We start from the raw sequence: 17,866 nt of genomic DNA on the forward strand, positions 1-17,866 counted from the left end.
ATCAACTAAATTGACTATTGTACAGTCTAGCGTATGCACCATTCTTTTGTAGTAGTTCATCATGTGTTCCACATTCGACAACACGTCCTGCATCAATAACACAAATCTGATCAGCATTGCGAATTGTCGAAAGACGATGTGCAATAACAAAACTAGTCTTATCCTGCATCAAATCGGTCATTGCTTTTTGAACATCAGACTCTGTATTGGAGTCTATTGAGGCTGTTGCTTCATCCAATACCAAAACAGGTGCTTCAGCAATAAATGCACGTGCAATACTGAGCAGTTGGCGCTGACCTTGTGAAATATTATGTGCATTTTCACTTAGAATCGTGTCATAGCCATCTCTCAGCTGCATAATGAAATTATCAGCATTAGCGCGCTTTGCAGCTAAACGTACATCCTCATCAGTCGCATTCATACGACCAAGCCGGATATTCTCTTTAATGGAGAGTGAAAACATAAAAGGTTCTTGCTGAACTACAGTAACTAACCTTCTTAAATTGGACCGTTTAATGCTAGTTACATCATGTTTATCCAACAGTACCCTTCCCTTACTAAGTGGGTATAAATTGGTTAACAGGTTCATAATGGTTGTTTTACCCGCGCCAGTTGGCCCCACTAGTGCAATCACTTGTCCCTGCTTGGCAGAAATGTTAACATCATGCAATATTTGTTGTAAGCCATAGGCAAAATCTACATGTTCAAAAGCAACATTGCCTTTAGTATGTGTCATTGCGAGTGCATGTTTAATATCTTTTTCAGGCTTTTCATCAATTACTTCAAAAACTCGCTCCGCAGACGCTAAGGATAACTGCAGTGTATTGAGTAAATCAAGAATATTATTGATGGGACCAGTGAAATTACGTAAATAGATCAAGAAAGTAAAGATCGTACCGACCGTAATCGTACTACTATGAGTAAGAATAGAAAACGCTCCTGCAGCAGTAATAACAAGGTAAGCCACATTGTTAGTACCATTATTGATGGGACCGATCATACTACTGAAAGCCTGTGCACGAAAGGCCGCTTTTGTATAACGTTCATTAGTTTTGTTAAAGGTTCCCATCGTCTGTGCTTCATGATCAAATAACTGAATTACTTGTTTGCCAGATACTGATTCTTCGATCTGCGTATTAAGTGCTCCAAGTGCATCTTGTTGAGTTACAAAGGCTTTTTGGGTGATTTTCGCCACAATTCGAGTGAAAATATAGGTCATTATCGAACTAAGCAGAACAATTAGTGTTAAGAGTGGTGACAAAAGCAGCATTGCAACCCCCATTCCAACTACGCTAATAATTCCCGTAAACAGTTGTACGAAAGTCTGCATCATTGCAGTATTGATATTATCGACGTCATTTGTCAATCGACTCATAACATCCCCCTTATCATGGGTATCAAAATAACGTAATGGTAACCTTTGTAACTGGGCAAAGATATCGTGACGAATCGCTGCAGATGCTCGTTGAGCTACTTTAATAATAATTGCGTTTTGAAAATAAGTACAAATACTGGCAACAATGTACATTACCGCCATTAAACCACAGATGACAAATAGTGTATGCATCTTGTTAGCGCTGAGAAACTGATCAACAACTATTCCATTTACACGATTTCCTACAATGGTCGCCATCGTAGTAAAAATCGTTAAGAAAAAAACGAGGATTAACTTACCACGTGCAAAAGCAAGGTAATTCAAAATTCTTTTAACAGTCTGTTTCCAATTATTCAGGCTAACTTTCTCTGGGTGCAAATTACGTCCGGGACGATGATGATTCATCTGCATAATATCTTCCTCCTCCCAGTTGTGTTTCAACTAGTTGCGCATAAAATGGTGAGGTTTTGAGCAATTGTGTGTGCGTACCTTGATCGGTCAGTTGCCCATCAGTCATAACCAAGATTTCATCACAGTGCATGATATTTGTTACCCTTTGCGAAATAATGATAGTTGTCCGCCCACTTCGGGTTTCAAGCAGTCGCTTTTGGATTAAAGCATTGGTGGTTTGATCAACCGCACTAGTCGCATCATCCAACACCAATATATCTGGGTCTGGTACAACCGCACGTGCAATATTCAAACGCTGTCGCTGCCCACCAGAAAAATTCTTTCCATTTTGTTCAACTATCGCATCATATTTTCGTGGCAGCTTCTTAATAAATTCGGTTGCATCAGCCACGTTAGCCGCTGAATCAAGTTGTGTTTCACTTGCTTGTACTGCACCAAACGTCAAATTATGCCTGATTGTCCCAGAAAATAGCATAGCATCCTGCATGGCAACTGTAACTTTATGGTGAACAGCTACCAAATCCATGTCTTTAATATCGACTCCACCGATGCGAATTGTTCCTTGATAATTATCGAAACTACGCGTTAGCAAATTGATCAGTGCAGATTTACCACTGCCCGTTGCACCAATAATTCCCAACCATTTACCTTCTGCTATTTTGAAACTGACATCATTCAGGATTGGTCTGCTTTGCTGATAACCGAAAGTAACGTGTGAGAACTCGATACTACTGCCCGATGGTGCATTTGCAATTGTACCAACAGCAACTTCACCTTTCGTTTCATTCAAAACTGCTTGGACACGGGTTGCCGAGGTAATCGCACGTGAAAAAGCAGTAATGATGTTAACTGTCATGACCATTGCATTCGTGATTTGAATCATATAATTGACAAAAGCAATAATCTGTCCGTCGAGAATCGTTCCATTTACTTTCAACTGGCCACCATATGCCAACGCAATTACAACTCCAAGATTCAACATGACCTGAATAATAGGACTTAACGTCACTGTTGCCATCGAAGCACGAATACTACTGTTAAGCAGTTTATCATTAGCCTGCTTGAATTGAGTTAGCTGATGTTTTTCTAAAACAAAAGCTTTGATTGTCTTAATTCCTTGCAAGTTCTCTCTCATAACCCTGTTCATCCCGTCGACCCGCTGCTGCATCTTAGTGTAAAGTGGGATACTGCGACGCATAATAAATAAAAGAAAGATAATTAAAGAAGATATGATCACCAATAAGATCGGAGCTAAATTTGGGCAAACAATCAGTGACATAACGATTCCGCCAAACATAAGCATTGGAGAGCGTACCATTCCACGTGTCAGGATCATCACAAGGTTCTGCATCTGTGTTACGTCATTAGTGATCCGCGTAATTAATGTTGCTGGTGCTAAATTACTTGCTTCCCGCTTATTTAATGCAATCGTTAACATATGAGAACGCAAATGTGCTCCCATTCGGAGTGAAGCATAGTTCCCTAACACACCCGATCCAGCACCTACAAGTACTCCTAGCAAGGCAAATAACAGCATGAGCAATGCTGTATGGACAACATACTGCATGTCTCCTTTTGCCAGTCCATGATCAACAATATCAGACATTAAGGTTGGTTGTTGCAAATCACAAAATACCTCAATTAACATGACCAGTGGTGCTAGGAAAAAGCACCATCGTGACAAACCATGTGTGTGCTGCATTACAATTTTAAACAAAACAACACCTCCGTAAAGTTCACTATATTTCTGTGCTTAAAAATTAAAAAAATTGAAGCAAATCCCCTACCATTTTTCCCTTAACTAAAAAAGAAGTAAACGTCTAGTTATCATTATATCCAATTATTTTTAATTAACCTCGCACAAATCTAATAATATTTGATAATAAAAGCTGTTATTTTTCATTTTTCCTAAACAGTAAAATTTATTATAACTAATTCCTACTAAAACTTTTTAGCGACTATTCTCATTAAAATAGTCAACAAAGCATTTATGGTAATTATTCATTTTAGCATTCTTTAAATAACATAGATTAATATCTGCAATTACGACTGGTTCAATCGGTAAAACTACTAATCCATCGTCTTTATCCACTAGTTTTCCCATCAATAAAGAAATTCCCAACCCTCTTTTGACAAAATTTAAAATATTTTCCACAATCTGATCTGCATAAACAACATTCGGAGTGAACCCATTTTCCTGACAAATATGCATGCAAAGCTCATATGGTCGAGAATCGACTGGTTGAAAAATAAAATTCTCATGAACTAGTTGCCTAATCCTAACACTTTCTTGTCTTGTCAATGGATGATCAAGTGGCAAAACTACTACTAAGCGATCCTCCATATATGATAATTGCGTAAATATTTTGGTATTTTTAACGTCTTTAATAAATGCAAAATCAATCTCTTGCTTTGCTAACATTTGTTCTAAATCTTCTGAAGGTCCCGTCCTTACTTTACACCTAATATGAGTTTTTTTAATAAAGCCTGTAATTAGATCCAAAATATTGTATTCGTTAATTGAAGGAATTCCTCCAATCACAAGGCCCTCATTCTCTGAGTGTAATCTACTGATCTCATCATTTGCTTTCTGAGACAGTTCTTTTATTTTTAGTGCATATTTCAAATAAACTTCACCATATTCAGTTAGTCCAACCTGTCGCGTAGTACGTTCAAATAATTTAACTCCTAAATCAGCCTCTAAAGTCATAATGTGTTTGGAGAACGAAGATTGCGAAATATAACATGTATCTGCTGCTTCTGAAAAGTTTTTGTATTTAGCTAGCGCTAAAAAATTATCAAGGTATTTCAAGTCCAATTAAGGCACCTCCCCGTAAAACTTATAATCAAACAACTATTACAATAGATTTATTCTTTCTGAGAATAAGTATAGTCAGACTTAGAATTGCGTGTCAATAATAAAAAGAACATAATAATATCCAAGGAAGCGCTTTCTTAATTAATATCAGAAGGGACTGATTCTCTTGCCCACTATGCTCAAGGCTGGCTTTGGCAAAAAAGTAATTGACTTCAAAAAAAGTGATTTACCACTTCGTGAATTTTCAAAGAAATTAGATGACTTGTACACCCGTGTAATGTTGGTTGATGGCACTCAGCAACATTTTGCTCTAGTCTCACTAGATTTAACCTCCTTACCGGCAAAAGCGATTAATACCTTTAAAAATATTGTTGCTGAATTAACAAATATTGATGTTACTAATATTTGGATTACTGTGTCGCATACTTTTGCTGCCCCACATCTGCCAAATGCACCTAAATCTGAAACAGATCACAAAAACTATCAATTTATTTTTGATAGGCTAAAGTCAAGCTTGACTGCAAGCTGCGAAGCCGCGCAACTTGATCTACAATCAGTTCAAATTGCCAGTACAATGGTTAACTGCCCTTTAAATGTTAATCGTAATCAGTTAACAGCAGCCGGGTGGTGGTTAGGACGTGACCTTAACGCCTATTCAGACCATCATTTACGTGTATTAGCTTTTAAAAAAGATGATGGAACAGTGAATTTGATCGTTAATTATGACATTCAGCAAAGTGTCTTAGATCATATTACCGACGATGAAGGAAATCGTGTAATTTCTAGTGATTTGATGGGAGTAGGTATTAAAAAATATGAAGATCTGCAGCAAATTGCAATTTTTTTACCTGGGGCTGCCGGAGATCAACGACCATTATTTGTTGGTAACAATAAAAAACCATTTGCTTTTGCTAAAGCTCTACTGAGCGAGCAAAGTGTACTTGTTTATGAAAGCCTGCAAAATGCTGTTCATTCAATTTCAAACTGGCAATTATTTAAAAAATTGCGCTTGCAGACTCAAATAATCTCGGCTCCAACTCAAGTTCAAAAATTATCAACCTTTGAAATTAAACCGACTCATCACTACGATTTTAAATCAACTGGGATGACTATACCCCTAGATGTAACAGCTTTACAACTCAATCAGTATTTAATTATAGGAACACAACCAGAAATGAACAGTAGTTTTGGTGCTGAATGTAGACAGACCTTGGGTTTAGGTGAGGACGTCATGTTAGCCACCCTTGTTAATGGGGGGGCTAAGTATTTGCCAGAAAAACTTGACTACCAACGAACTACCTATCAAGCAATGAATACTAAACTAGCTCAAGGAACAGATGAATTATTTTTAGCAGCTTTTGCTCATTTAGGTAAAAAAATAAATAAGGAGGAAGAATTATAATGCTAGTCGGACATGCAAGGAAAGATATTACTCCTACTCCACCTTTTTATCTGCTTGGTTATAAAACAGAACTTAGAAACCAGCCCGCCAAAGGAATACATGATCACATCTTTATCAACGCTTTATTATTCTGCGATGAAAAAGGTGAGCAAAGTTTTTTAGCCACAGGCGATTTACTTGAAATCGAAGATATTGTAGCAGCAGATATTCGTCAAAAAATTAGTCGACGATTTGGAATTGCATTTGATCACATCATTATTGGTGTTACTCATGATCACCATTCTGTCCGAGATTATCATCGCACTTGGGAATTCGGAAAGTTTAGTCAGAGCTATTATGATTTCTTTGTTAACAGCTTTATTAAAGCTTTTGAAGAATGTCGAGAAACCTTAACTGAAGTCACTGCTCACTATGGGCAACGCGAAATTCTTGGTTATTATAGCAACCGTAATCATCCCAATAAATCAGCTGATAATGTTGTAAGTGTCATTAAATTTACTCAGGAAGATAAACCAGTTGCTGGAATTGTCAATATTGCTGTCCATTCAACTGTTTTAAGTTCCAATAACCAATACTTAACCGCTGACTTAGCTGGCAATCTTTGTACAAAATTAGCCGAAAAATGGGGATTCTTCCCCCTGATGCTCATCGGGTGTGCTGCCGATTCCAGCAATCGCTTTGAACGTCAAGGTCAAGACTTTAATGAACTTGAACGTACCACAAGTGGCTTAGCTTCAGCTATTACACAAATTAAAATTTCTAAAAAATTAAATTAGGTAAAATCAAGTCAGTTACGTTAAGTCATGAAGTTGTAAATGATAAACAACTCTATGATGAAGAATTGGAAAACAAAATCACACAATTGAAAAATGGGACTATCAAGTCTGTTGGTTCACAACCAATTGATGCTGTCATAAAAAAATGTAATGCACAGCTTAAACAACCACAGTTTCACGATTTATTGAGTTTAGGAATCTTAGATATCGGTGATCTTCGTCTATTCATCTTTCCAGGTGAATTAGCAGCTGCAGGTGCAAAACCTTTGCGAGCTTCAACTGATAAAACTGTGTTAACGGCTGGATACTGTAATGGATTCCATTACTATTTCCTGCAAGCTCAAGATTATGGATTATCATTTGAAACTATTGGTAATCCAGTCCCAGCAGGCACTTTTGAAGAAATTATCGCTCAATTTGTGAATGGTAGCCAGATCTTAGACACTTACGAAAAATATAAATAAAAAAATCCTAACGAGTCATGATCGGGACTCCTTTGCCAAAAGTCGATTATTGAAATTAATTTTTAACCGATGAATACAACAATTGAGGGAGTTGTTAAAAATGAATTATAAATCGCTTGCCGAAGATATTCTTAAAAATGTCGGCTCTAAAGGTAATGTTAAAAGTATTACTCACTGTGTAACCAGAATCCGGTTCGTTTTAGGTGATGAATCTAAAGCCAATGATGATGAAATTAAAAATTTAGATGGAGTCTTAGACGTCGTTAAACAAGGTGGCCAATATCAAGTTGTAATTGGTCCAAGTGTTGCTAAAGTTTATGATGAAATATTATCCATTGCTAATTTCTCGGATAGTATCGTTAATGGTGGCGACATGGCAACAAATAATCCCACTGATAACGATAACGAGACCGAGAAAGGTTTATTGGGTAAGGCATTAGGACTAATCAGTTCCATCTTTATTCCAATTCTTGGATTATTGTCCGGCGCCGGTATGATTAAGGCTGTTGTTTCATTATGTACTGTTACTGGTATTATGTCTGAAAAAAGTGGCACTTATTTAATTTTAAATGCCTTAGGCGACACTCTATTCTACTTTTTCCCAGTTGTTATTGGCTGGAGTGCTGCACGCAAATTCGGTTTAAAAGAAATTTATGGTATCACTTTAGGTGCATTTCTAGTTTATCCAACACTTATTTCTGCTGCAAGCAGTCAAACTGTCACAACTATATTTAAAGGTACAATTTTTGCTTTGAAATACAAAATGACCTTCTTAGGTATCCCAGTAGCTCTGCAAACCTATTCTAGTACCGTCATTCCAATCATCATTATAGTGTGGTTTGCTAGCTATGTTTATAAGTATTGCGACAAGGTCATCCCAGATGTTTTAAAAATGGTATTTGTTCCTTTCTTTACTTTATTAATCGCTGGAATTTTGAGTCTCATTATCATCGGCCCAGTTGCCATGATTTTACAAAATATTTTAAGTGATACTGTCCTTTGGTTAGTTGGTTTGAATAAAGCTGTTGCCGGTTTCTTTTTAGGAGCCTTCTGGAGTATCTTAGTAATGTTTGGGCTGCATTGGGCCGTCATTCCATTTTTTGCAATCGATATCGCTCACTATGGTTATGACGTTATCAATCCTCTAATTTTCTCAGGTGCTTTAGCTGTCTTAGGATCATCAATCGGAGTTGCTGTCCGTACAAAAAGTGAGAGTGTCCGTGGGATGTCAGTTGCCGCTGCAATTTCATCATTCTTCGGAATTAACGAACCTGCTTTGTATGGGGTCTTGATTCCACGAAAATGGATCATGATTACATCTTTCACTGGTGCTGGAATTGGTGGAGCAATTGCTGGATTTTCAGGATCTAAACTTTATGCATTTGGAGCAAATGGGCTTTTAGGCTTACCATGCTTCATTAATCCTAAAGGAATTGATAGCGGATTCATTGGACTATGTATTAGTGGCGTCGTTGCTTTTGCCTTTGCACTGGGATCTGCTTTGTTAATTGGTGCTAAAAAAGATGCTGGTAATCGCCCACTCATCAAGAAAAAGTCAGTCAACCACAGCGCTGTTTATGCGCCAGTCAATGGAGAAAGTTTTGATTTAACGACCGTTCATGATGATGTTTTCTCCAAATTAACCTTAGGGGATGGAATTGCAATCAAACCAAATGAAGGCAAGGTCTATGCTCCAATTGATGGAATCATTCGGGTTGCTTATCCCACTGGGCATGCTATTGGCTTGGCTAGCAATGATGGTGAAGAAATCTTAATTCATATTGGAATAGACACCGTCAACCTAGAGGGAAAACATTTCACACTGCACGTTAATCAAGGGCTTCGTGTCATAAAAGGCGATTTGCTTGTTGAATTTGATAAAAAGGCGATTAATGATGCTGGTTACGACTCAACTGTCATGATGGTGGTTACTAAATCCGAGCGTTTAAAGAGCGTCATGCCTACCAAATTTGGACCAGTTACTAAAGATACGAAAGTTTTGGATGTTGAGCTAAACAACAGTTCCAATACTGATCAAGAAGCAGTTATTGCTAAATAATTAATTAAAAAGCGAGGAGAGAATTAGATGATTATTGATGCCAATGTATACTGGTTGCCAGAAAAATTATTTACCAATGAACAATTGCAACAAAGATTTATCCAAGCAGTTAATAGTAGCCATGATTCAAGGGCAATGATTAGCACACTTCCCGATGGTTCTAAAAAAATTGTGATTGAAGAACCTATTGGTCAAAGTAGTCTGGATTATTTTCAAAATGATTATCAACTTGATAAACAGTTGAGTGATATGGACAGCGCTCATGTTGATAAAGCTATTTTAAAGCTCCCTGGCTGTCAAGAATGGCTGACTTTAGATTTATGCAAAATTTTCAATCGAGCCGTTGCTGAACACATTAAGGCCAGTCATGGTCGTATGACTGCTTTAGCAACTGTGCCCCCGTATGGAACCCCAGAAAATTTAGCTGAGTTAGACTACTGTATTACTAAATTAGGTTTAAAAGGGCTCCAATTATCAACACATTATCAAGATGGTTATTTAGACAATCCTGCCTACCGTAGCTTTTTCCAATATGTGGCAGCACACAAAATTCCTGTCTATGTTCATCATTCACCAGTCCCAATTGAATATGAATCAATTAAAGATTACGAAAATTTGCGTCGTTCATATGGTCGCTGTTCTGACCAAGTTATCGCCATCAGCCGGGAAGTTTTCAGCGATCTGTTTGTAGAATTACCAAATTTGAAACTAGCACATTCTATGCTTGGTGGTGGCTATTTTACCTACAAAGAAATGTTATTACCACACGATTCTGGACATGGTCGCTTTAGTACAACCAACACTAACGATATTAAAGCACATTTAGAAAACAATATTTTCTATGAGATTTCCCACGCACAACCATGGGGAAAAGACAATCTTGAAATTGCTTTAAAAGTACTAGGAGAACAAAATGTTATCTATGGTTCTTCATATCCTGTTAAACAAGCTTGGCTGACTCAAGGGCCAGAGTTTATTGAACAATTAAATATTAATTCAGCAATCTGCAACCAGGTTCTCAATACAAACGCAAAAAATTTTTACAATTTATAACGAACTATTTTCGACTAAGAGCACAGTAACACGGAAACTAAAAAGACAGCTAAATAAAATGGAGTGTGACATAAGTCGGTAAAATTTGAGTACTAACAAGAAATTACGAACATAGCGAGTAATTTGCTATGAGTAATTCGAGGTTAGACGGAAAATTTTGACTTATGGAACACGTTTATCTGTAATAAATAGAAGAGCTCGGCTAAAATTTCACTTTTGGCCCAGCTCTTTTCATATTACTAACAACTATCGACTACTTGCACATTATTTATTATTTTTGGCCTGTAAGTCCTGTGCCTTTTTAAACATTTGAGTCAATTCTCCACTCTTTTGTAACTTAGCAATTTCTTTGTTCACTCTCTTCAACAATGCTTTATCAGATTTTCTGATAGCAATATTGAAATAACGTGCCTGCTTAGGAGTTGATAATTTGACTTTTGCAATTGCATACTTTTCTGGATATTGCTTAACATAATTATCGGCAACTTCCCTTTCAACAACAACTCCACTTAATTTTCCCTGCGACAATTCAGTAGTCAGACCTGTTAAAACTCCTTCAGTAACAATATTGCTTCCTTTTAACTGTGATTTAGCAATCGCTGCTTGGGTAGAAGACTGTTGGACTCCTATTGATTTTCCTTTCACATCTGCTACTTTATTAAAGCTGTCAGCATCCTTCTTTTGAACCAGAAGAACATTTCCAACGGTATAATAAGGATTTGAAAAAGCAACAACCTTTTTACGTTGGTTAGTTGCAGCCATTCCTGCTAGAACCATGTCCACTTTATTATTTTTCAATTCTGAAATCAAAGATGGAAACTCTATGTTTTCAATTTTTAACTTGACTCCCAAATTATCAGCAATCTTCTGTGCAACCATCATATCGTAGCCAACAATTTTTTTGTTACCATTTTGCATAACTGGAAACTCAAAGGGTGCATAGTCTGCCGAAGTACCAACGACTAATGTCTTTTTGTCCTGAATACTTTTAACACTATTATCTGTATTTTTATTGCCACAGCCTGCAAGAATAAGCCCCAGTGCCATTACTGCCCCAATTATTCCTAAAATTTTTCTCGTTTTCATTTTTCTAATCGCTCCTTTGAGGTTGGAACCATTTTTGCAGATCAACTTTTTCACTGAAGTTATTTCAATTCTAAGTTTTTTCAACAATTATGACCCCGTTACTTGTTAATATTTATGAAATTTAAAAATTTCGGATTTGCTAACCTCTTAACTAATCTCTCTGTCTTTTAAAGATCCAAGAATTCCAATTCTTTGCCCACATTTTTTTTGAGTGCTTTTTTATAAATATAATCAGCTGTCATGACGTCTTGAATACCCATTCCAATAGAAGAAGCAACAATGATATCATCATCAGACTTCCTAAATTTCTTTTTTCCAGCAATAACATCTCCAATTTCTCCCGAAATAGATTCAGCTGTAACAAGCTCAACTTCTTCACCATAGGCATCATGACGATGATTAAGAGAAATATTACTTCTCTCCACAAAACAATCAATAAAATCAACAACAAAAGCATCAAATGTCTTTTTGACATAACTAGGCTTTAAGTCTTCTTCAAGAACCAATACGGTTGTCCCTTTATTAAACTTGATTTTAGGTAACAGCAACACGCTAGAATTTGCCGCGTTAACTACAATATCAGAATTGGTACAAGCACTTTGTAAATCATCAAATTCTACAAAATCAACATGAGGATATATTTTAGATGCTTCATCAATAAAGTGTTTTCTTGCAGCAGGATTGATATCAACGGCTCTTACTTCTTTAATTTTGGGAAGAACTTTTAAAATCATTATGACACTAGACAATCCTTGTGCACCTGTACCGATGACCGTCACAACTTCGGATGCTTTCTTAGCTAGATACTTTGAAAAGATGGCCATTGTTGCCCCTGTTCTCGCCGAGGTTACGTAAGTACCATCCATAATCGCAAGCGGGCATCCAGAATCTGGATCATTCAAAACTATTGTTCCTATTGTTGCTGGTAAATCGTGCTTCTTAATGTTGTTTTTGTAGACACTAATTACCTTTACACCGGCAACATCTTGCGTAGCCGAAAATGCAGGCATGCAATTAGTATAGCCATCATGGTAAGGATAAAGAGGTGTATGTAACTTAACTGGATTGATTACTTTTTTGTCTGAAAAATCTGCAAAGGCTTGTTCCGATAATTTAATAGCTTCTTCCGCTGTTATTAATGTTTTAGCTTCCTTTTCATTTATAAATAGAATTGAACCTTTTTTCATAGCTTCCTAAACTCCTTTAATATCAAGTTACTTATTTGATAAAAACTAATTCGCTATCGCTTTTAGCTGGCTGCTCTACTTCAAAAATAAAGACAAGCACTTCAAGTTCCAGTTGAGCTAGCTTATCTGAAAGTTTCCCTCTTTCATCGTTGTTGCGGGTGTTTCGTATATGAACAATATGAATTCTCATTTAACCATAATTTAACCACAAACTTTAAATTGTATTTCAAGAACAACCGTCTCAATTCACAGCAGTATACGACTAACAACCATCATCTGTTTACGCAAATCTAACATCTAGTCACCTCATTATTTTTATTTGATATATAATATTAAAAACAAAAGAGAACAAAACGCCTCCGTATAATAAAAAACAAATTAAATCTTAATAAAATGTTAATCAATTTTGGAATGTCATGTCAACGAATATAACATTGTATATATACAAAAAATAATTGCTTTCAAAAGTTTTTGAGATTCTCAATTCCTACAGTAGTGCATAAAAACAAAATGGTATTGTTTACATACTAATAGATATTCTTTATTGACTCAGTAATATTCATTGTTATTTTTTGATGTTTATTTTCTCAAGCTATTTTCGTGCATCTAATTGGTTAAAATCTCCTTTTAGATGAGACATTTTATAACATAAGCTTTTAATTTATATAATTTTATTCTTAACCTTCACCCAATAACTGTTCATGTTACTGCAATTACTATCATTTCAATATGTATTAAGGAGCACATTTATACAGAATAAACATAGGGAGCAGGGTCAAAAGTGAAATTTAAACCTAACTCCGCTACTTATTCCGGATAAACGTGTTCCATAAGTCAAAATTTTCCGTCTAACCTCGAATCACTCATAGCAAATTACTCGCTATGTTCGTAATTTCTTGTTAGTACTCAAATTTTACCGATTTATGTCACACTCCCTATGATATTATGATGTCTTTCATTAAAAGCACTCTCTGAATGTTGCAACCGTTTCTTCTTGAGCACCTGTATATTCTTCTTTAACCATACGGCTGCAATACTTGCTTTAAAGATTTGATAGGCAATTTAATACACGAAACTAACTCTTATCAATTTAGTAATTGTAGTGGTCTAACGAACTAATGCCACGCTAGTCTTTCTTTTCTCAACCAATATCTACCTTTTTACAAAATATGGATCACTTGTGATAAGGACTCCCAATATTAATCATAAATGCACGATAAATCTGTTCCGTCAAAACCAATCTCATCAACTGATGGGGCAATGTAAACCGGCCAAAAGAAATTTCTGCATTTGCCCTACTCATAACATCTTTGCTTACTCCTAGAGAACCACCTATCACAAAAGTAATATCACTCTTCCCATAAGTAGCTAACTTGCTTAATTCTGTTGAAAATTCCTCTGAACTCCTCTCCTTGCCCTCAATAGCTAAAACAAACATGTATTCCTTATCCCTAATCTTATCTAATATTCGACTACCTTCGACTATCTTTACTTGTTCCATTTCTGCCGCACTCAATTTTTCTGGCGCTTTCTCATCATTGACTTCAACAATTTCAAATTTACAAAATTTGCTTAAGCGTTTGGCATATTCTGCAATTCCCTGTTTCAAATACTTCTCTTTCAACTTACCAACAACAACAACTTTTATGTTCATAACTCTCCACCTTTTCACACTTTATCCACATAGTTATCCACTTATCCACAGTTACACAATCAATATACTGGGCCGAACATATTTTCGTCACAATATTTATTTAAATTGAATTTGTCAACCATTAGTGTATTATCCACAAGAAAATTTTATTTACACACTGTTAACTATATGCTATAAATACCATTAAATCAACGTTTATAGAACACATATGATGAACTATAAAAAGATATCAACAGCTTAATGCACAGCTTGTGGATAACTATAAAGAGGCTAAAAATCCTTATTCTATACTATTTTTTTTAGTTCTTAACAACCTCCCCTGAAGTTTCGCACAATCTTATTCACATTACATAATTAATACTTATTTTTTACACAAAAAAAGTATTTCCTCCCTGCGTCTCAAGGATAAATACTTTTTTGAGTAAACTATGAATTATATTTATTAATTTCCAGAATTTGAAGACGTTGTTGTATTTGAATCATTCGCCTCAAGCGTTAATTTAATATTAGCAGTCTTTAATGTACCGTCGTGGTAGTACTGGATCTGCACTGTATCACCTAATTTATGAGAGTAAAGCGCAGTCCGTAAACTAGCCAATCCCTTAACTTTCTTACCACCAAGTGATGTAATAACATCATATTTTTGGATGCCTGCAGCCTTTGCTGGTGAACTGTTGGAAACCTTGATCACAACTACACCGCTAGTTACACTACTTGGTAACTTGAGGGTTGATTTCTGGTCACTGTCAGAAACATAACTTAGATTAATCAATGATATTCCAAGAGCTGGTCGTTTGATCTTACCATCTTTGACAAGCAGATTGATTATTTTTACAACTTCATTACTTGGGATTGCAAAACCCATTCCTTCTACAGTAGTTGAAGAACTCGAAGAACTTGTGCTAGTACCTGTACTTGTCAACTTCATCGAGTTTATTCCCACAACTTGACCAGCTAGGTTCACTAATGGTCCCCCTGAATTACCAGGATTAATAGCTGCGTCCGTCTGAATTACAGTCGTCTGCCCAGTACTCGTTCCATTACTGTCAGTTGTCTCAATAGTTCTCTTCTTAGCAGAAATAATTCCCTGTGTAAGCGATGTTGCATATGTTGATCCTAGTGGTGAACCAATTGCAAGTGCCGTTTGTCCAACACTAATATTATTTGAATTACCAAATGTTGCCACCTGAGTAACATCTGCTGCGTTTATCTTTAGAACTGCCAAATCAGTAACCGAATCATGTCCAACTACTGTAGCTGATAATTTTTTCCCACTATTAAGGAGAACCTTAACTTTATTAGCACCAGATATAACATGATTATTAGTCACAATAAACGCTGTATTACCCGTTTTCTTGTAAATTACACCAGAACCTTCACTCTCTGAGGTAGTTTCACCTGATGAGCTATCACCAAACAAATCATCCAGAGAATTGGAAGAACTACTCGTTGTATATGCCTCTACAGAGACAACCGCATTTTTTATCTTATTGAAAGCTTTCGTAGATTGCGTACTTACGTTTACCTTAATGTTACTGACCTTTGCAGTTCCCTTTGAATTTTCAGCAGTTACTGCTGTATTTTCGTAAGCCTGATATGCAGCATACCCACCAAATGCTATTCCGCCGCCTAAAAGGCCACCAATTAGTGCAACTAAAAAAATTTTCCCAATACGAGGCTGCTTAGGCGGTTGCTTTTTCTGAGAAGATTCATCCTTGATCAATTTGGCATCAATCGTTTCTCTCTCTTCATTTTTATCCATACAAGCAATGTGCTGTCTTACAAAAAACAGCACCCTCCTCCCTTCTCCATGTAGAATACTAGTATCTTATTTACATTCTATCGATAAATTTTGAAAAAATCATGAAATAAGTACTATATTTATTTAAAGCAGCCTGTTTTTGGAATCAAATTTCTACTAATTTCGTTGCTTTTTCCGGATCTGTGTCATAGATTCCAAAATCTTCATTAACACCCAAGTCCTGTTGCTTCATCGCGGTTTCTACAGTCAAGTGTGCTAATTCCTTTACATTATTGTCCTTACTTAAATGCCCCAAGTATATTTGCTTAGTTCGATTGCCAAGCACATCTATCAAAGCTGATGCACCATCATCATTTGATAAATGCCCACGATCACTCAAAATTCGTTGTTTCAAAGACCACGGATAGGCTCCCATTCGCAGCATCTCTGTATCATGATTGCATTCAATCAAATAACCATCGGCATTCTTGATAACTCCCTCAGTACGTTCAGAAACATACCCTGTATCAGTTAGAATTACAAATGAATGTCCATTATGATGAAATTGATAGAATTGAGGCTCTGCAGCGTCATGAGACACACCAAAACTCTCAACATCAAGATCAACGAAAGACTTTGTTTCACCCATCCCGAATAAATGCTTTTGTTCACCGGGGATATTACCTATTTTGTTGGACATTGCATCCCATGTGCCTTTGTTGGCATATACATCCAAATTATACTTTCTTGCTAAAACACCAACACCCTTACAATGATCAGTATGTTCATGCGTAACAAGTAAACTGTCAACATCAGCAATATTTCTTCCAATTGAGGTCATCAGATTCGCAATCTTTTTCCCACTTAACCCCGCATCAACCAAAATTTTTCGCTTTGGAGTTTCGATATAAGTGACATTGCCACTACTTCCGCTAGCCAAAACACTTATCTTCATATCATCTTTTTCTTGGCTCACCAAATCCATACTCCTATCCCTCTATCTTCTAAACACTTTTTAATTTATACTATCTGATTCGTCCATTATTGCACCTGAAAAGGCGTTTATTCTCCTATATTGTACATTACCAGTTGAGTTGCTCTTAACCGCTATTACCCATGTTGGGATATATACAATATTGTTATTCACAGAAAGTAGTCTTGTGTATCCCAAGTTTACCCACTCAACTGAACTATTGCTCATTAATTTATTATACTGGTACAACCAGATAACAGCTCTTTCTTGACTTATTATTGGATGCTCTTGCAAAATATCTACATCATCAAGTATTCCTTGCGAATATCCTATCACATAACCGTTTCTTATATTAAATCTTATTTGGCCATTTGTCATATAAACGGGTGTCCCATGAACAAGCTGAGTATAAACTACAGTACTTTTGGTAGAAAGGCTTTTGTTATATTTATACTTTCTTCCCTCTACAATCTTCGTTTTATCACTAACAATTGCATCAAGCGTATTTTGCGGCTTACTGGTTTTTTTGATCTTTATCGGATTTTCAAATGAGCCCACTATTTTGTGATTCTGATAAGATACAGTTTGGTTTTGTAGTGAACTAATATTTCCTTGAAGGTCATTTCTAGTAGAACTCGAAATATAAAAACCTTCTCCTTTCTTATTAGAGAGCTCCCCGTAAGTAATCTGATCTCCTTTAATACTCCTTAATACTGAGGAAAGTGAATTTTCATTTGTTGATTTTGTTGTTGAAATAACAGCATCGTCTTTTTGTGAATAGGACATGAACAAAAAGATATCCAGTGCTATGAAAGCTATAAAGAAGATCAATTCTATTCTCTTGAAGTTCATATCCTAACTTCCTTT

At 36.2% G+C, this 17,866-nt stretch carries 12 protein-coding genes and 1 pseudogene; 4 read left to right on the forward strand and 9 right to left on the reverse strand.

Annotated elements, in window-relative coordinates; translation table 11 throughout:
- Nucleotide 1: 1 nt before the first annotated feature.
- The 3 genes from GSM_RS06950 to GSM_RS06960 form a co-directional block, all read right to left on the reverse strand.
- Entirely contained in the window at nt 2–1,786 is a 1,785-nt protein-coding gene (locus GSM_RS06950; RefSeq protein ID WP_003690808.1) for an ABC transporter ATP-binding protein, read from the reverse strand.
- Complete coding sequence (locus tag GSM_RS06955; protein ID WP_003690810.1) at nt 1,755–3,503, reverse strand: ABC transporter ATP-binding protein; 1,749 nt, start codon at nt 3,501–3,503, stop codon at nt 1,755–1,757. The genes GSM_RS06950 and GSM_RS06955 overlap by 32 nt, the downstream gene beginning before the upstream one ends.
- Before the next feature lie 234 nt (nt 3,504–3,737).
- On the reverse strand, nt 3,738–4,604 hold the full coding sequence (locus tag GSM_RS06960; protein WP_003690811.1) for a LysR family transcriptional regulator: 867 nt from the start codon (nt 4,602–4,604) through the stop codon (nt 3,738–3,740).
- Nucleotides 4,605–4,779: 175 nt separating this feature from the next.
- Between GSM_RS06960 and GSM_RS06965 the strand changes: the two genes are divergently transcribed.
- The 4 genes and pseudogenes from GSM_RS06965 (at nt 4,780) to GSM_RS06980 (ending at nt 10,358) form a co-directional block, all read left to right on the forward strand.
- The gene (locus tag GSM_RS06965; protein WP_003690812.1) at nt 4,780–6,006 is read left to right on the forward strand and encodes a hypothetical protein; all 1,227 of its coding nucleotides are present in this window, start codon (nt 4,780–4,782) and stop codon (nt 6,004–6,006) included.
- A pseudogene (locus tag GSM_RS15595) lies at nt 6,006–7,246 on the forward strand (neutral/alkaline non-lysosomal ceramidase N-terminal domain-containing protein). The gene GSM_RS06965 and the pseudogene GSM_RS15595 overlap by 1 nt, the downstream one beginning before the upstream one ends.
- Before the next feature lie 100 nt (nt 7,247–7,346).
- Entirely contained in the window at nt 7,347–9,305 is a 1,959-nt protein-coding gene (locus GSM_RS06975) for a beta-glucoside-specific PTS transporter subunit IIABC (RefSeq protein ID WP_003690815.1), read from the forward strand.
- Between the two features lie 27 nt (nt 9,306–9,332).
- Nucleotides 9,333–10,358, forward strand: coding sequence for an amidohydrolase family protein (locus GSM_RS06980; RefSeq protein ID WP_003690817.1), 1,026 nt, complete (start codon nt 9,333–9,335; stop codon nt 10,356–10,358).
- A gap of 264 nt (nt 10,359–10,622) precedes the next feature.
- Here the strand turns inward: GSM_RS06980 and GSM_RS06985 are convergent, their stop codons facing one another.
- The 6 genes from GSM_RS06985 to GSM_RS07010 form a co-directional block, all read right to left on the reverse strand.
- Entirely contained in the window at nt 10,623–11,444 is an 822-nt protein-coding gene (locus GSM_RS06985; protein WP_034542090.1) for a transporter substrate-binding domain-containing protein, read from the reverse strand.
- A 167-nt stretch (nt 11,445–11,611) separates the two neighbouring features.
- Nucleotides 11,612–12,631, reverse strand: a complete 1,020-nt coding sequence (locus GSM_RS06990) for an ornithine cyclodeaminase family protein (protein ID WP_003690820.1) — start codon at nt 12,629–12,631, stop codon at nt 11,612–11,614.
- A gap of 1,174 nt (nt 12,632–13,805) precedes the next feature.
- Nucleotides 13,806–14,285, reverse strand: a complete 480-nt coding sequence (rlmH, locus tag GSM_RS06995) for a 23S rRNA (pseudouridine(1915)-N(3))-methyltransferase RlmH (protein ID WP_003690822.1) — start codon at nt 14,283–14,285, stop codon at nt 13,806–13,808.
- A 442-nt stretch (nt 14,286–14,727) separates the two neighbouring features.
- On the reverse strand, nt 14,728–16,047 hold the full coding sequence (locus tag GSM_RS07000; RefSeq protein ID WP_029327389.1) for a S1C family serine protease: 1,320 nt from the start codon (nt 16,045–16,047) through the stop codon (nt 14,728–14,730).
- 145 nt (nt 16,048–16,192) lie between these two features.
- On the reverse strand, nt 16,193–17,011 hold the full coding sequence (locus tag GSM_RS07005; RefSeq protein ID WP_010077978.1) for an MBL fold metallo-hydrolase: 819 nt from the start codon (nt 17,009–17,011) through the stop codon (nt 16,193–16,195).
- A 30-nt stretch (nt 17,012–17,041) separates the two neighbouring features.
- Nucleotides 17,042–17,851, reverse strand: coding sequence for a two-component system regulatory protein YycI (locus GSM_RS07010; RefSeq protein WP_010077979.1), 810 nt, complete (start codon nt 17,849–17,851; stop codon nt 17,042–17,044).
- Nucleotides 17,852–17,866 lie beyond the last annotated feature (15 nt).

Origin of the sequence: Liquorilactobacillus mali KCTC 3596 = DSM 20444 (assembly GCF_000260415.1) — a bacterium.
Classification (GTDB): Bacteria; Bacillota; Bacilli; order Lactobacillales; family Lactobacillaceae; genus Liquorilactobacillus; species Liquorilactobacillus mali.

What these genes read in the sequence shown, in the direction of transcription:
- rlmH (WP_003690822.1), bottom strand. Translation starts at nt 14,285, where the DNA reads ATGAACATAAAAGTTGTTGTTGTTGGTAAGTTGAAAGAGAAGTATTTG.
- GSM_RS07000 (WP_029327389.1), bottom strand. Translation starts at nt 16,047, where the DNA reads ATGGATAAAAATGAAGAGAGAGAAACGATTGATGCCAAATTGATCAAG.
- GSM_RS06965 (WP_003690812.1), top strand. Translation starts at nt 4,780, where the DNA reads ATGCTCAAGGCTGGCTTTGGCAAAAAAGTAATTGACTTCAAAAAAAGT.
- GSM_RS07010 (WP_010077979.1), bottom strand. Translation starts at nt 17,851, where the DNA reads ATGAACTTCAAGAGAATAGAATTGATCTTCTTTATAGCTTTCATAGCA.
- GSM_RS06980 (WP_003690817.1), top strand. Translation starts at nt 9,333, where the DNA reads ATGATTATTGATGCCAATGTATACTGGTTGCCAGAAAAATTATTTACC.
- GSM_RS07005 (WP_010077978.1), bottom strand. Translation starts at nt 17,011, where the DNA reads ATGGATTTGGTGAGCCAAGAAAAAGATGATATGAAGATAAGTGTTTTG.
- GSM_RS06950 (WP_003690808.1), bottom strand. Translation starts at nt 1,786, where the DNA reads ATGCAGATGAATCATCATCGTCCCGGACGTAATTTGCACCCAGAGAAA.
- GSM_RS06990 (WP_003690820.1), bottom strand. Translation starts at nt 12,631, where the DNA reads ATGAAAAAAGGTTCAATTCTATTTATAAATGAAAAGGAAGCTAAAACA.
- GSM_RS06975 (WP_003690815.1), top strand. Translation starts at nt 7,347, where the DNA reads ATGAATTATAAATCGCTTGCCGAAGATATTCTTAAAAATGTCGGCTCT.
- GSM_RS06985 (WP_034542090.1), bottom strand. Translation starts at nt 11,444, where the DNA reads ATGAAAACGAGAAAAATTTTAGGAATAATTGGGGCAGTAATGGCACTG.